Annotated in this window: 12 protein-coding genes; 10 read left to right on the forward strand and 2 right to left on the reverse strand. The window is 71.7% G+C overall.

Annotated elements, in window-relative coordinates; genetic code table 11:
* From D7X74_RS30795 to D7X74_RS30805, 3 genes are all read left to right on the forward strand, one after another.
* The coding region (locus D7X74_RS30795; protein WP_147446739.1) for a response regulator at positions 1 to 1,664 on the forward strand (1,664 nt) is incomplete at its 5' end.
* Positions 1,661 to 2,725, forward strand: a complete 1,065-nt coding sequence (gene cheB, locus D7X74_RS30800; RefSeq protein ID WP_120536587.1) for a chemotaxis-specific protein-glutamate methyltransferase CheB — start codon at positions 1,661 to 1,663, stop codon at positions 2,723 to 2,725. The genes D7X74_RS30795 and cheB, both read left to right, overlap by 4 nt.
* 114 nt (positions 2,726 to 2,839) lie before the next feature.
* On the forward strand, positions 2,840 to 4,570 hold the full coding sequence (locus tag D7X74_RS30805) for an ATP-binding protein (RefSeq protein WP_120536588.1): 1,731 nt from the start codon (positions 2,840 to 2,842) through the stop codon (positions 4,568 to 4,570).
* Positions 4,571 to 4,575: 5 nt separating this feature from the next.
* Here the strand turns inward: D7X74_RS30805 and D7X74_RS30810 are convergent, their stop codons facing one another.
* On the reverse strand, positions 4,576 to 5,502 hold the full coding sequence (locus D7X74_RS30810) for a LysR family transcriptional regulator (protein WP_120536589.1): 927 nt from the start codon (positions 5,500 to 5,502) through the stop codon (positions 4,576 to 4,578).
* 122 nt (positions 5,503 to 5,624) lie between these two features.
* On the opposite strand from D7X74_RS30810, the gene D7X74_RS30815 reads away from it, so the two are divergent.
* The 3 genes from D7X74_RS30815 (at position 5,625) to D7X74_RS30825 (ending at position 9,584) form a co-directional block, all read left to right on the forward strand.
* A complete protein-coding gene (locus tag D7X74_RS30815) occupies positions 5,625 to 6,392 on the forward strand; it encodes an SDR family oxidoreductase (RefSeq protein ID WP_120536590.1) in 768 nt (255 codons plus the stop codon).
* A 70-nt stretch (positions 6,393 to 6,462) separates the two neighbouring features.
* Positions 6,463 to 8,244, forward strand: a complete 1,782-nt coding sequence (locus D7X74_RS30820) for a monovalent cation:proton antiporter-2 (CPA2) family protein (protein ID WP_120536591.1) — start codon at positions 6,463 to 6,465, stop codon at positions 8,242 to 8,244.
* A gap of 8 nt (positions 8,245 to 8,252) precedes the next feature.
* Complete coding sequence (locus D7X74_RS30825) at positions 8,253 to 9,584, forward strand: dicarboxylate/amino acid:cation symporter (RefSeq protein ID WP_120536592.1); 1,332 nt, start codon at positions 8,253 to 8,255, stop codon at positions 9,582 to 9,584.
* A gap of 15 nt (positions 9,585 to 9,599) precedes the next feature.
* Here D7X74_RS30825 and D7X74_RS30830 read toward each other — a convergent pair whose 3' ends face one another.
* A complete protein-coding gene (locus D7X74_RS30830) occupies positions 9,600 to 10,004 on the reverse strand; it encodes a response regulator (protein ID WP_233595709.1) in 405 nt (134 codons plus the stop codon).
* A gap of 249 nt (positions 10,005 to 10,253) precedes the next feature.
* Between D7X74_RS30830 and D7X74_RS30835 the strand changes: the two genes are divergently transcribed.
* From D7X74_RS30835 to D7X74_RS30850, 4 genes are all read left to right on the forward strand, one after another.
* Positions 10,254 to 10,451: a hypothetical protein gene (locus D7X74_RS30835; protein WP_120536593.1), complete on the forward strand. Its 198-nt coding sequence runs from the start codon at positions 10,254 to 10,256 to the stop codon at positions 10,449 to 10,451.
* 98 nt (positions 10,452 to 10,549) lie between these two features.
* Positions 10,550 to 12,028: a sensor histidine kinase gene (locus D7X74_RS30840; protein WP_120536594.1), complete on the forward strand. Its 1,479-nt coding sequence runs from the start codon at positions 10,550 to 10,552 to the stop codon at positions 12,026 to 12,028.
* Positions 12,010 to 13,410: a sigma-54 dependent transcriptional regulator gene (locus D7X74_RS30845; protein ID WP_120536595.1), complete on the forward strand. Its 1,401-nt coding sequence runs from the start codon at positions 12,010 to 12,012 to the stop codon at positions 13,408 to 13,410. Before D7X74_RS30840 ends, D7X74_RS30845 begins: the two co-directional genes overlap by 19 nt.
* Positions 13,411 to 13,474: 64 nt before the next feature.
* On the forward strand, positions 13,475 to 13,936 hold the full coding sequence (locus D7X74_RS30850) for a response regulator (protein ID WP_120536596.1): 462 nt from the start codon (positions 13,475 to 13,477) through the stop codon (positions 13,934 to 13,936).
* Positions 13,937 to 14,417: the final 481 nt, after the last annotated feature.

Here is a 14,417-nt window from a genome sequence, read left to right on the forward strand (position 1 = left end):
CCCCCGCCGTGGTCAGCGGCGAAGCGCTGCCGGTGCGCGTGTCCGGTCAGAAGCTGGACGCGCTCCTGGGCCGCAGCGGCGAGTTGCGCGTGGCGATGCTCCGGCTGGAGGGCCACGCCGAATCGCTGGAAGCGCTGCGCGACGACGTCACCAGTCTGCGCGGGGCGGTGCGCGGCACGTCCTCCGAAGCGACGCTGCGCCGGGTGGAGCAGGAATTGGTGCGGGTGGCGCGGGTGCTGGCGCAGGACCGCCGCGCGCTGTTCCAGTCCTCCACCGGCCTGGACGATGAGGTGCGCCGCTCCCGCATGCTGCCCTTCGAGGAGGGCTGCACGGGCCTGGAGCGCGCCGCGCGCGACGTGGCGCACGGCCTGGGCCGCCGCGTGCGGACGGAAATTCATGGCGGCGGCCTGGACCTGGACCGCTCGCTGCTCCAGTCGCTGCGCGAGCCCCTGCTGCACCTGGTGCGCAACGCGGTGGCGCACGGCCTGGAGGCGCCCGACGAGCGCGTGCGCCACGGCAAGCCCGAGGAGGGCCGCGTGGTGCTGTCCGCGCGGCTTCGCGGCAGCCGGGTGGAGGTGGCGGTGGAGGACGACGGGCGCGGCCTGGACCTGGAGGCCCTGCGCGAGCGCGCGCGGGCCCGGGGCCTGGAGGCGCCCGAGGACGACGCGGAGGCCGCGCGGCTCGTCTTCCTGCCCGGGCTGTCCACCGCGGCGAAGGTGACGGCGGTGTCCGGCCGGGGCGTGGGCCTGGACGTGGTGCGCGCCCAGGTGGAGGCCCTGCGCGGCAGCGTGGAGGTGGCCTTCAGGGCGGGCCAGGGCACCCGCTTCACGCTGGACGTGCCCCTCACCCTGAGCACCCTGCGCGTGCTGCTGGTGGACGTGGGCGGACAGGTGCTCGCGCTGGCCAGCGAGGGCGTGGACCGGCTCCTGCGACTGGCGCCCTCCGACGTGCGCGAGGTGGAGGGCCGCATGTCCTGGGTGACGCCGGACGCGCTGGTGCCGCTGGCGTCGCTCGCGGGCGTGCTGGGCCTGCCGGCGGGCCCACCGCGCGCGCGGCCCGCGGCGGTGGTGCTGTCGGCGGGCACCGCGCAGGCCGCGCTGGTGGTGGACGAGGTCATCGCCGAGCAGGAGGTGCTGGTGCGCTCGCTGGGCTCGCGCGTGAAGCGGGCGCGGCACGTGTCCGCGGCGGCGGTGCTGCCGGATGGCCGCATGGCACTGCTGCTCAACCCGGCCTCGCTCGTGCGGGCGGCGGGAGGACGGCCGTCCGCGCAGTTCTTCCCCACGCCCAAGGAGCAGGTGGTGCGCCGGCGGGTGGTGCTGGCGGACGACTCGCCCACGACGCGCATGCTGGAGCAGAGCATCCTGGAAGCCGCTGGCTATGACGTCACCGCATGCGCGGATGGGGCCGAGGCGTGGGAGCGGCTCCAGGCGGGCGGCGCGGACGCGCTGGTGCTGGACGTGGAGATGCCGCGCATGGACGGCTTCTCCGTCACGGAGGCCGTGCGCGGCTCACCCCGCTTCAGCCGGGTGCCGGTGGTGCTCGTGACATCGCGGGAGAAACCCGAGGACAAGGCGCGCGGGCTGCAAGCCGGTGCGAGTGCGTACATCGTGAAGAGCGCTTTTGATCCGACCAGCCTGCTGGAGACGTTGAGGCGACTGCTATGAAGAACGAACCGTTGCGCATCCTGGTGGCGGAGGACTCGCCCACCGCCCGTCGGCTGCTGGTGGAGATTTTGCGCACCGACCCGGCGCTCACCGTGGTGGGCGAGGCCCGGGACGGGGTGGAGGCGGTGGAGCTGTGCCAGCGGCTGCAGCCGAGCCTGGTGACGATGGACATCCAGATGCCGCGCATGGACGGCCTGGACGCCACCCGCCGCATCATGACGGAGGTGCCCACGCCCGTGGTGGTGGTGTCCACGCTGGTGGAGCGCGACATCCAGACGTCCATGGCCGCGCTGCGCGCCGGGGCGCTCGCGGTGCTCCAGAAGCCGGTGGGCCCGGAGTCGCCGGACTTCGAGGCGGACAGCCGCCGCCTGCGCGACACGCTCAAGGCCATGGCCCAGGTGAAGGTGGTGCGCCGTTGGCCGGACCGCACCGCCCTGCCGCCCGCGCCGCTGGAGCTGCCCACGTCCGGAGGGACGCGCCCGGCGGTGCTCGCCATGGCGGCCTCCACCGGGGGGCCCGCGGCGCTGTACCGCATCCTGTCCGACCTCGACGGCAAGGACGTGCCCCCGCCCATCCTGGTGGTGCAGCACATCGCGCTGGGCTTCGGTTCGGGCCTGGCCACGTGGCTGGGCACGGCCACGAAGCTGCCGGTGAAGGTGGCCGAGGACGGCGAGCCGCTGATGGCGGGCACCGTCTACCTGGCCCCGGACGACAAGCACCTGGGCGTGACGACGGACCACCGGGCCCAGGTGTCCGGCGCCGCCCCCATCCAGGGCTTCCGCCCCTCCGCCAACTGGCTGTTCCGCTCCGTGGCCCGCGCGTACGGGCCGGCGTCCCTGTCCGTGGTGCTCACCGGCATGGGCCAGGACGGCCTGGATGGCATCCGGGACGTCCACCAGGCAGGCGGGCGGGTGCTGGCCCAGGACGAGGCGACGTCCGTCGTCTACGGGATGCCCGCCGTCGTGGTGGGCGCCAACCTGGCGCATGAGGTCCTGCCGCTGGGGCAGATCGCCCGCCGGCTCCAGGCCCTCTTCCAGCCAGGCGGAAAAGCCCTCCCCTGAAGTGTCGCCTTAGTGAAAGTGATTGGGGTTCTTCGGGGGGCGGAATGGCGACCCTGGTGCGGAGTGTCAATATCGGGTTCCAATCAGGGCCCCTCCCTGGCGTCCCCCTTCTCGATGAGTGCTCCCACGACTGGTCTGGCCTACGAAGCGGTCTTCGCCGCCATCCCCGACCCTGCCTACCTGTTGGATGGCACGGGCCGGCTGGTGTCGTGCAGCGCCGCCGGAGCCCGGGCGTTGGGGCGCGAGGCGGCGCAGCTCACGGGACGGCACTGGAGTGAGCTGGGCCTGCCGCAGGAGGCGCTGAACGCGCTGGAGTCCGCGCGCGTCCGCGTGGTGACCCTGCGCGAGTCCGCCACCGTGGAGGCCCCCTGGCCGGGGGCGCAGGGCGTGCGTCCGCACGCGCTGGTGCTCACGCCGCTGGCGTCGGCCGCGGACATGCTGCCCTCCGTGCTGGTGACGGCGCGGGCGCTCACGGAGGCGGAGGCCGTCTATTCGCGCGCGCTGGAGCTGGAGCAGGCCTCGCGCGCGGAGGTGGAGACGGCCGAGCGCCGCCGCTCGTTCCTGTACCAAGCGATGACGACGCTGTTCACCCACCCGCCGGATCCGCAGGGCATGTACACGCTGCTCGCGCACCTGGCCGTGCCGGACCTGGCGGACTGGTGCCTGGTGGACGCGCTGGAGCAGGGCCCGTGGGTGGGCCGCGCGGCGGTGGCGTGCCTGGACCCCACGCAGCAGGAGCGCGCGAAGTACCTGCCCCTGCGCACGGAGCTGCGCGACGACGCGCCGGTGGGCCTCCTGCGCGTGCTGCGCACCGGGGAGCCGGAGCTGGTGCCGGCGGTGACGGATTCGCTGCTGCGCGCGGCGGCGGCGGAGCCCGCGCACCCGGCGCTGCTGGAGGCGCTCCAGGCGCGCTCGTACATGATCATCCCGCTGCGCGCGCGCGGCCACACGCTGGGCGCGGTGACGTTCGTGAGCTCCGGCTCCGGGCGGCGCTACGGCCCGGATGATCTGGCGCTGGCGGAGGACCTGTGCCTGCGCGCCAGCCTCGCCATCGACAACGCGCGGCTGGTGGGTGAGTCGCGCCGGGCGGCCCGCGCTCGCGAGGACCTGCTCGCGGTGGTGTCGCACGACCTGAAGAACCCGCTGGGCGTGGTGCAGCTGGGCGCGGCGCTGCTCCTGCGCGGCACGGCGGGCAAGCCGGGCGGCGAGGCGGTGGCGAAGCAGGCCAACCGCATCAACGACGCGGCCGAGCGCATGTCGCGGCTCATCTCCGACCTGCTGGACTGGGGCCGCCTGGAAGCGGGGCACCTGCCGCTGGAGTTGGGCGAGCACCCCGCCATGTCGCTGGCCACCGAGGCGCTGGAGGCCATCCGGCCGCTGGCGGAGGCCAAGGGGCTGCACCTGGAAGCGGACCTGCCGCCGGAGGCGCTGCGCGTGAAGTGCGACCGCACTCGCGTGCTCCAGGTGATGGGCAACCTGCTGGGCAACGCGGTGAAGTTCACCCCGCCGGGCGGCACGCTCGCGGTGCGCGCGGCGACGCGCGGCGCGGAGGTGTCCTTCGACGTGCGCGACACCGGCAACGGCATCGCCCCGGACGCGCTGCCGCACATCTTCGACCGCTACTGGCAGGCGCGCGACGCGGCCAGCCGGGGCACCGGCCTGGGGCTGGCCATCGCCAAGGGCCTCGTCGAGGCGCACGGCGGCAGCATCCGCGCGGAGAGCACCCTGGGCACCGGCAGCATCTTCACCTTCACGCTGCCCGTGGCGCACCTGTCCGTGCCCGTCACCGTCACGCCCCCGGCGGGCCTGCCCCTGTCGCGCCCGCGCGACACCTACGAGCACTGAAGCCGTCAGCGCTCCTTCGCCCGCGTGCGCGCGGGCGGCCCCATCACCTCGCGCGCGTGCTCCAGGAACGCACGGAGCGCGGGTGACACCTGGGCCCGGCTGGGGAAGTAGAGGAACAGCCCCGGCACCGACGCGGCGTACTCCTCCAGCACGAGCCGCAGCGTGCCCTCCTTCAGTTGCATCGCCACCTGTGACTCCGGCACGTAGCAGAGCCCCAGGCCCGCCTCCGCGAGGCCCACCCAGACGCGCTCGTCGTTGGTGGTGACGGCGCCGCGCACCGGCAGGCGCCACGTGCGCGAGCCCTTCTCCAGGTCCCACGGCAGCAGCGCGCCGGTGTTGGACGAGCGGTAGGCGAAGCAGTTGTGCAGCAGCAGGTCCTTGGGCTTCCTCGGCGTGCCGTGGCGCTTCAGGTACGCAGGCGAGGCCACCACGACGAAGCGGAAGGGCCCGGACATCCGCACCGCCACCATGTCCCGCTCCAGGTACTCCTCCATCCGGACGCCCGCGTCGAAGCCCTCCGCGACGATGTCCGCCTTGCGATTGTCCACCACCAGGTCCAGCTCCACCTTCGGGTAGCGCTGACAGAAGGAGGGCACCAGCGGCGCGAGCAGGAACGGCAGCGCGCTGGACGGCAGCGTCAGCCGCAGCGTGCCCGTCACCTCGCCCGGCCGCGCCGACGCGTCCTTGAGCGCCCCCAGCGCCTGCGCGACGCCCGGCCCCGCCTGTTCCATCAGCTTCCGCCCCGCCGCCGTCACCGCCACGCTGCGCGTCGTGCGCGACAGCAGCGACACGCCCAGCCGTTCCTCCAGCTGGCGCACCGTCTGGCTCAGCGCGGACGCGGACACCCCCAGCTCCGCGGCGGCGGGCGCGAACCCCCGGAGCCGGGCGACGGTGAGGAACTGGTGCAGGGCGTTGAGGGGCGTGACGGCCATTCCCAAGTTTTCTTCAGGAGTCCATCCGGATTCCACACCTTCATTCCACGGACGCCGGCCCGTATCTCTTCGCGTGTCTCGCGACGACGCACTCCCTTCCCCCCGCGAGCAGGAGTCCCGCCATGGCATCCCCCACCCTTCCGCTGTCAGGCCGCATCGCCGTCATCACCGGCGCCTCCAGTGGCATTGGCGCCGCCACCGCGCTCCGGCTGGCCCGGGACGGCGCGAAGGTCGCGCTGCTCGCCCGCCGAAAGGAGCGACTGGACACGCTGGTCTCCAGCATCACGCAAGGGGGCGGCCGGGCGCTCGCCCTGGGCGTGGACGTGCGGGACGCGAAGTCCGTGGCGGAGGCCGCGAAGGTCATCGCGGGCGAGCTGGGCGTCGTGGACCTGGTGCTCAACGGCGCCGGCGTCATGCGGCCCTCGCGCATGGACGAGCACCGCACGGAGGACTGGGAGGAGATGATTGATTTGAACGTGAAGGGCGCGGTGCGCATCGTGGAGACCTTCGTGGATCCCCTGCTGGCCGCCGCGAAGGCCGGCGGGGCCGCGGACCTCATCAACATCTCCTCCGTCGCCGCGCAGTCGGTGTTCCCGAACTTCAACGTCTACAGCGCCACCAAGGCCGCCATCACCCACCTGTCCCGGCACCTGCGCGCGGAGCTGGGCCCCCGGTTCGTGCGCGTCATGGCCCTGGAGCCGGGGCTCGTGACGACGCCGCTGCATGACGGCAACACCGACCCGGGCGCCAGCGCGTGGCTGAAGTCCGCCCGGGAGACCCTCACCTGGCTGTCCCCGGAGGAGGTCGCGGGCATCATCGCCTTCGCCGCCGCCCTGCCCCGGCACATCAACTTCCAGCAGCTCACCCTCATGCCGACCCAGCAGGCCTGAGTAGACCCGGACCGGGTCGGCCGCCCCCCTGTTGCCGCCGCCGGTCAAGCCGTGCCATGCAGTGCGCCTTATGTCCTTCATGCATCAGGCGCTGGTGTTCCTGGCCGCCACCGTCGTCGCCGTCCCCCTCTTCAAGAAGCTGGGGCTGGGCTCCGTGCTGGGCTACCTGGCGGCGGGCGCGGCCATCGGGCCGTATGGCGCGGGCCTCATCTCCGACGTGGAGAACATCCTCCACATCGCGGAGCTGGGCGTGGTGCTGCTGCTGTTCGTCATCGGGCTGGAGTTGCAGCCCTCGCGTCTGTGGAGCCTGCGCCGGTCGGTGTTCGGCATGGGCGGCGCGCAGGTGGTGCTGACGGGCCTGCTGCTCGCGGGCGTGGGCCGGGCGCTGGGCCTGTCCGTGGGCGCGTCCATCATCGCCGGCTTCGGCCTGTCGCTGTCCTCCACCGCGTTCGCGCTGCAATTGCTGGCGGAGAAGAACCAGCTCACCGCCGAGCACGGTCAGCTCGCCTTCGGCATCCTGCTGTTCCAGGACCTGGCGGTGATTCCGCTCCTGGCCGCGCTGCCCCTGCTGGGCAGGTCCGACATGCCGTCCACGGAGCCCGGCTGGCTCATGACGCTGAAGGCCGTGGGCGTGGTGATTCTCGTGGTGCTGGCGGGCCGCTACCTGCTGCGCCCGGTGTTCCGCGCGGTGGCCTCCGTGCACAGCCAGGAGCTGTTCACCGCGACGGCGCTGCTGGTGGTCGTGGGCACCGCGGCGCTGGTCAGCGCGGTGGGCCTGTCCATGGCGCTGGGCGCGTTCCTCGCCGGCGTGCTGCTGTCGGAGTCCGAGTACCGCCACGAACTGGAGGCGGACATCGAGCCCTTCAAGGGCCTCTTGCTGGGCCTGTTCTTCATCGCCGTGGGCATGTCGGTGAACCTGGCGCTGCTCGCGCGCGAGCCCCTGCGCGTGCTGGCGCTGGTGCTGGGCCTCACCTTCCTCAAGGCCCTGGTGCTGTACGGCCTGGGACGCGTGGGGCTGAAGAAGCCGGGCTCCGCGCTGAGCCTCGCGGTGGTGATTTCGCAGGGCGGTGAGTTCGCCTTCGTCCTGTTCTCGCTGGCGGTGTCCTTCCACGTGATGGACCGGCCGCAGGCGGACCTGCTGGTGTTGGTGGTGGGCCTGTCCATGGCGGTGACGCCGTTCCTGTCCGTCGTGCACGAGCGCTGGGTGGCGCCGCGCTTCAAGCCGAAGGGCCCGCAGCGCGAGTACGACGTGTCCCCGGACCAGGACCACCCGGTCATCATCGCCGGCATGGGCCGCGTGGGGCAGGTGGTGGCCCGGCTGCTTCTCGCGCGCCGCATCGGGTTCACCGCCATCGACGCGAGCGCGGAGCACATCGACTTCATCCGGCGCTTCGGCAACCAGGTGTTCTACGGCGACGCGTCCCGGCTGGACCTCCTTCGCGCCGCCCGCGCGGACAAGGCCCGGGTGTTCGTGCTGGCCATCGACGACATGGCCGCGTCCCTGCGCACCGCGCAGATGGTGAAGGAGCACTTCCCGCATCTGAAGATCTACGCCCGGGCGCGCAACCGCGAGCACGCGTACAAGCTCATGGAGCTGGGGGTCACGAACCTGGTGCGTGAGACGTTCGACGCGAGCCTCGTCATGTCCAGCGACGTGCTCCAGGCCATGGGCCTCACCTTCACGGAGGCGCGCCGCACCGTGGAGCGCTTCCGCGAGCACGACGAGTCGCTGATGGTGGAGACCTCCAAGGTCTTCAAGGACGAGAAGAAGATGATGGAAGTCATCGCGCGCGGCCGCCGGGAGCTGGAGCTGCTCTTCGAGAAGGACGAAGCCGAACAGAAGTCGGCCTGAGGACGACCATGGCATCCGACACTTCCGACACGTCCAACGCCGGGCACCCGAAGTCCGCCTCCCGGCTGTACCTGTGGGTGCTGGCGGCCATCTTCGCCGGCGGCCTGCTGGGCCACCTCGCGCCCGCCACGGCGGTGAAGCTCAAGCCCCTGGGGGACGCGTTCATCTCCCTGGTGAAGATGCTCATCGCCCCGGTCATCTTCCTGACCGTGGTGCTGGGCGTCGCCAACGTGTCCGACATGAAGAAGGTGGGGCGCGTGGGCGGCAAGGCGCTGCTCTACTTCGAGGTCGTCTCCACGTTCGCGCTCGTCATTGGCGCGGTGGTGGTGACGGTGCTCAAGCCGGGGGCGGGCTTCAACGCGGATCCGAGCACGCTGGATGCCGGCGCGGTGGCGCGCTACGCCCAGCAGGCGCACGACCAGTCCACCGTTGGCTTCCTGCTGCACCTCATCCCGCACACCTTCGTGGACGCGTTCACCGGCAACGGGGACTTGCTCCAGGTGCTGCTGCTGGCGCTGCTGTTCGGGTTCTCGCTGACGGCCATCGGTCCCGCGGCGAAGCCCGTGGTCGTGCTGTTCGAGGCGCTGTCCAAGGCCTTCTTCCACATGATTGGCCTGGTGATGAAGCTTGCGCCCATTGGCGCGGGCGCCTCCATGGCCTTCACGCTGGGGGCCTACGGGGTCGACAGCCTGGGCCCGCTCATGCGGCTGATGGGCTGCTTCTATCTGGCGTGCGTCCTGTTCGTGCTGGCGGTGCTGGGGCCCATCGCGCGGCTGACCGGCTTCTCCATCCTGAGATTCCTGCGCTACATCCGCGCGGAGCTGCTGCTGGTGCTGGGCACGTCCTCGTCGGAGTCCGCGCTGGTGCCGCTGATGCAGAAGCTGGAGCGGCTGGGCTGCTCCCGGTCCGTGGTGGGGCTGGTGGTGCCCAGCGGCTATTCGTTCAACCTGGACGGCACCAACATCTACCTGACCATGGCGGCGCTGTTCGTGGCCCAGGCGCTCAACGTGGAGCTCACCTTCACCCAGACGGCCACGCTGCTGGGCGTGGCCATGCTCACGTCCAAGGGCGCCTCCGGCGTCACGGGCGCGGGCTTCATCACGCTGGCCGCCACGCTCGCGGTGGTGCCGTCGGTGCCGGTGGCGGGCCTGGCGCTCATCCTGGGCATCGACCGGTTCATGAGCGAGGCGCGCGCGCTCACCAACTTCATTGGCAACGGCGTCGCCACCATCGTCGTCTCCCGCTGGGAGAACGAGCTGGACCGCGACCGGCTCCGCGCCGAGCTGAGCGGCCAGCCGCTGCCCGCCGCGCCCCACGTGGATCCAGGCACGCCGTCGTAGGAGCAGCAACGCAGCTCAGTGCTGGACGGCCTCGCGCACCGCGGCCTTCAGCACGTCCAGGTCCACCGGCTTGTCCAGCAGCTGCCTCGCGCCCAGCCTGCGGGCCTCCTCATGCGTCTCCGCGTCCGCGAAGGCGCTGAGCAGCAGCACCGGGCAGGACACGCCCTGCTCCCTCAGCTGCTTCAGGGCCTCCAGGCCGGTGCGTCCCGGCATGCGCACGTCGCTGATGATGAGGTCGAGCGGCTCCAGCGTGCCGCCCTGGCCGCGCATCATCGCCAGGTAGTCACCCAGCTCGAAGCCGTCCTCCACCTCCACCACCACGTAGCCCGCGCGCATCAGCGTGCGCACCAGCAGCGCGCGCATCGCGTCGTCGTCCTCGGCCACCAGGATGCGCACGGCGCGCGGCGTCTCTTCGCTCATGGGTGGATCATTCATCATCCAGAGGCGGAGGAGCACGGCGCATGCCATTGCGCCTTCCAGGGCCGCTGGACGTCCTGCCCCACACGCTCCGGGGCATCCTGCCCCCGTCGGGGCAATGTGCCCCAGGGACCTGGGGGCATCTCGCCCTGCATGAAGGAGCGTCCCCCGGGGAGGGGCGCTGGCACGGCCGATGCTCTTGTCCCGGTCAGCCCCGCATCCACTTCTCGCGGGCCTGAAACGGAGTTCTCCATGAAGCGCACTTCCGCCATCGTCCTGGGTCTGTCCCTGTCTCTCGCCTCCATGGGCGCCTTCGCCGCCGCGCCCAAGGCCGCCAAGGGCACCACCGCCACCCAGGCGAAGTCCGCCGCGAAGGCGAAGAAGGCGAAGCAGCCGGCCAGCCAGAAGCCCGCCGCCGCCCCCTCCGAGGGCACCACCGGCGCGAACTAGTCAGACTGTCGTGACGCAGCACCCGCGGTACCCATAGCGTACCTCCCCGGTCCGTGTGTTCCTTCCCCCTCACGCACGAACCGGGGGTTGCCTTTCTCGTGAAGCTCGCGCGCAAATTCACCCTGGCCCTCGTGTTGCTCGCCGTCGCGGTGATGGCCGGGCTCCAGGTGTTCCAGGTCAACCGGGAGCTGTCCCGGTCCGAAACCGACATGCAGCACGACCACCGCCTGCTCGGTCACACGCTCGCCGGCTCCATTGGCAAGGCGTGGCAGCTGGCGGGCGAGGCGGAGGCGCTCACGCTGCTCAACCAGGCCAACCGCTTCCAGGAGCAGGTGCGCCTGCGCTGGGTGTGGCTGGATGGCGGGCCCGGCTCCGGCTTCGCGCCCACGCTGCCGCCCAAGCTGCTGGTGAACCTGCGCGCGGGCAACGACGGTTGGTTGATGGACACCACGAACACGCCCGGCGTGCTGCGCTCGTACACGCCGGTGTTCCTGGGCCGGCGCGCGGGCGCCATTGAAATCACCGAGTCCCTCTCCGAACAGCAGCAGCACGTGCGCACCACCGTGCTGGGCACCTCCATCGCCACCGCGGCGCTGAGCGTGTTCTTCCTCCTGGCCGCGATGGCCATGGGCCGCAAGCTGGTGGGCCAGCCCGTGGAGCAGCTCGTGCATCTGGCCGGGCGCATTGGCGAGGGCGACCTCACCGCGCGCGTGCCGCTGCGGCGCGCGAGCGGCGATGAATTGACGACGCTGGCGGTGGCGATGAACCGGATGGGTGAGCAGTTGGAGGAGACGCGGGCGCGGCTGGCGGAGGAGACGGCGGCGCGGCTGGCGACGGTGGAGCACCTGCGCCACGCGGACCGGCTCACCACGGTGGGAAAGCTGGCCTCCGGCGTGGCGCACGAGCTGGGCACGCCGCTCAACGTCGTGATGGGCCGCGCGAAGATGGTGTCCTCCGGTGAAGCGGAGGGCGAGGAGGTGGGCGAGTGCGCGCGCATCATCTTCCAGCAGGCGCAGCACATGACCGGCATCATCCGCCAGTTGCTGGACTTCGCGCGGCGGAGGGCCCCGTCGCGCGCGCCGGAGGACCTGTCCCTGCTGGCCGAGCGCACCCTGGCGCTGCTCAAGCCCATGGCCACCAAGCGCGGCGCCACGCTGTCGCAGGAGGTGCCCGCGGGCTTCACGGTGGAGGTGGATGCAGGGCAGTTCCAGCAGGTGCTCACGAACCTGGTGATGAACGGGCTGCACGCGATGAACCGCCCCGGCACCTTGCGCGTGCGCTCGCAGGTGCTGCGCGCGAAGCCCCCCGCGGACGTGGGCGGGCCGGAGCAGGAGTGGGTGCGGCTGGACGTGGAGGACGAGGGCACCGGCATCCCGGCGGACGTGCTGCCCCACGTGTTCGAGCCCTTCTTCACCACCAAGGACGTGGGCGAGGGAACGGGGCTGGGCCTGTCCGTCTCCTATGGGATGGTGCGGGACCACGGCGGGTGGATTGACGTGAAAAGCGAGCCGGGCCGTGGGAGTTGTTTCTCCATCTACCTGCCGCCGGGAGGCAACGCATGCCAGGCCGCATCCTGATTGTCGAAGACGAGCGAGAGATGCGCGTGCTGGTGGAGAAGGGCCTCCAGCGCCGGGGCTTCCAGCCCGTGGCCGTGTCCGCCGCGGACGAGGCCCTCCAGCGCATCTCCGCCGAGGACTTCGACACGGTGCTCACCGACCTGCGCATGCCCGGCATGGACGGCCTGGCGCTGTGCGAGCGCATCGTGCTCAACCGGCCGGACATCCCGGTGGTGGTGGTGACGGCGTTCGGCAGCCTGGAGACGGCGGTGGCCGCCATCCGCGCGGGCGCCTACGACTTCATCACCAAGCCCATCGACCTGGACGCGCTGGTGCTGGTGCTGGAGCGCGCCGTGCAGCACCGCGCCCTGCGCGCGGAGGTGCGGCGGCTGCGGCAGGCCCTGGGCGAGCGCGAGGACGACGGCGCGATGGTGGGGGAGAGCCCCGCGCTCAAGCAGGCGTATGCGCTCATCGACCGCGTGGCGGACGTGGACGCCACGGTGCTCATCACCGGTGAGAGCGGCACCGGCAAGGAGGTCGCCGCGCGCGCGCTCCATGCCCGGGGCCGGCGCAAGGAAGGGCCGTTCGTGGCCATCAACTGCGCGGCGATGCCGGAGCAGTTGCTGGAGAGCGAGTTGTTCGGCCATGCGAAGGGCGCCTTCACCGACGCGAAGGCGGCGCGCACGGGTCTGTTCGTGAAGGCGAACGGCGGCACGCTGTTCCTGGACGAGGTGGGGGAGATGCCCCTCACGCTCCAGCCGAAGCTGCTGCGCGCGTTGCAGGAGCGCGTGGTGCGTCCGGTGGGTGGGGACACGGAGATGCCGTTCGACGCGCGCATCGTCGCGGCGACGAACCGGGACCTGGAGCTGGCGGTGGAGGAGGACCGCTTCCGCGAGGACCTGTACTACCGGCTCAACGTCATCGGCATCGAACTGCCGCCGCTGCGGGCGCGCGGCAATGACGTGCTGCTGTTGTCGCAGCGCTTCGTGGAACAGTTCGCCTCGCGCACGGGCAAGCGGGTGGACGGATTGTCACCGGCCGCGGCGCAGCGTCTGCTGGCGTACGGGTGGCCGGGCAACGTGCGCGAGTTGCAGAACTGCATCGAGCGCGCGGTGGCGCTCACGTCCTTCGAGCAGCTCACGGTGGATGACCTGCCGGAGCGGGTGCGCAACTACAGCACGCCGCGCGTGGTGCCGGAGAACACGGACGCCTCCGAGCTGGTGACGCTGGAGGAGCTGGAGCGCCGGTACATCCACCGCGTGCTGGAGGCGGTGGGTGGCAGCCGGACGCTGGCGGCGCGCATCCTGGGCGTGGACCGCAAGACGCTCTACCGCAAGCTGGAGCGCGGCGACGGGGACGGCAAGGACGCGGCGAAGGAGCCGCGTGACGTGAAGAAGCCCTGACCGACCCTGGCACGCCAGATGCTTTTCCTTTCGTTCGAACAGCGCGAACGAGGAGGAGCACCCCATGGCTTTCCAGGACACCGCCGACGCCGTGCAGTGGGAAGAGGCCCCGTGGGCGCCGGGCTACGAAGCCCCGGCCACGAAGCCTCGGGTGTTGATCGCCGAGGACGACCGGGAGATGCGCAGGATGCTGGCGCGGGCGCTGGGCCGGCGCGGCTGTGACGTGCACGAGGTGCCGAACGGGCGCGAGTTGCTGGGCACGCTGACGCGGGGACTGGCGGGCGTGGAGGGCACGGCGCCGGACGTCATCATCACGGACGTGCGCATGCCGGGCGTCACCGGCCTGGAGGCCCTGGCGCGCCTGCGCCGCGTGGACTGGGCCACGCCCGTCATCCTCATCACCGCCTTCGGTGACGCCGCCACCCACGCCGAGGCCCACCGCCTGGGCGCCGCGTTCGTCTTCGACAAGCCGTTCGACCTGGACGTGCTGTGCGAAGCGGTGCGGGAGCTCATCGGGGAGGAATGAGCCGCGAGCCTCTTGCCCTGGGTATGCCCGGCCCCCTCATGCCTGGCGTCCGAGCGACCCCCTCCATCCGCTCCCGTCACAACCCTCCACCATCAGCGCACGGCCGGAGGCCCAGGGAGGGGCGAGCGGTGCGGAAGCAGGGTTTCCCCTCGGTCCGGAGCCACCCGCTTTACCGCGAGCGGAGTATGGTTCCAGACGGATGCGCCCCTCCTTCTTCCAGCCCCACGCCGGATGTCTCGCGGATGACCTCGCGCGGAATGAGGGCGACGGGAATCTCCCTGACCCGTTTCCTCCCGAAGGATGCTCCTCCACCTTGAAGATCCACCTGGCCCGTCACCCCGTAGGGGCCTGTCAGGACACCCTCCGCCATCCTGCTCCCGTGTCCCGTCCCTGATGCCGGGCACGCATCCCCACCCTTTCGTGTTCCATCCCTGAAGGGACACCGGTCCCCCCCACACCGAAACGACGATGGCCCACGTTC

The organism is Corallococcus sp. CA047B (assembly GCF_003612065.1).
GTDB classification, from domain to species: domain Bacteria; phylum Myxococcota; class Myxococcia; order Myxococcales; family Myxococcaceae; genus Corallococcus; species Corallococcus praedator.

Coding starts and splice junctions, on each gene's coding strand:
- D7X74_RS30845 (WP_120536595.1), top strand. CDS start 12,010: ATGCCAGGCCGCATCCTGATTGTCGAAGACGAGCGAGAGATGCGCGTG.
- D7X74_RS30850 (WP_120536596.1), top strand. CDS start 13,475: ATGGCTTTCCAGGACACCGCCGACGCCGTGCAGTGGGAAGAGGCCCCG.
- D7X74_RS30805 (WP_120536588.1), top strand. CDS start 2,840: ATGAGTGCTCCCACGACTGGTCTGGCCTACGAAGCGGTCTTCGCCGCC.
- D7X74_RS30830 (WP_233595709.1), bottom strand. CDS start 10,004: ATGAGCGAAGAGACGCCGCGCGCCGTGCGCATCCTGGTGGCCGAGGAC.
- D7X74_RS30820 (WP_120536591.1), top strand. CDS start 6,463: ATGTCCTTCATGCATCAGGCGCTGGTGTTCCTGGCCGCCACCGTCGTC.
- D7X74_RS30810 (WP_120536589.1), bottom strand. CDS start 5,502: ATGGCCGTCACGCCCCTCAACGCCCTGCACCAGTTCCTCACCGTCGCC.
- D7X74_RS30835 (WP_120536593.1), top strand. CDS start 10,254: ATGAAGCGCACTTCCGCCATCGTCCTGGGTCTGTCCCTGTCTCTCGCC.
- D7X74_RS30815 (WP_120536590.1), top strand. CDS start 5,625: ATGGCATCCCCCACCCTTCCGCTGTCAGGCCGCATCGCCGTCATCACC.
- D7X74_RS30825 (WP_120536592.1), top strand. CDS start 8,253: ATGGCATCCGACACTTCCGACACGTCCAACGCCGGGCACCCGAAGTCC.
- cheB (WP_120536587.1), top strand. CDS start 1,661: ATGAAGAACGAACCGTTGCGCATCCTGGTGGCGGAGGACTCGCCCACC.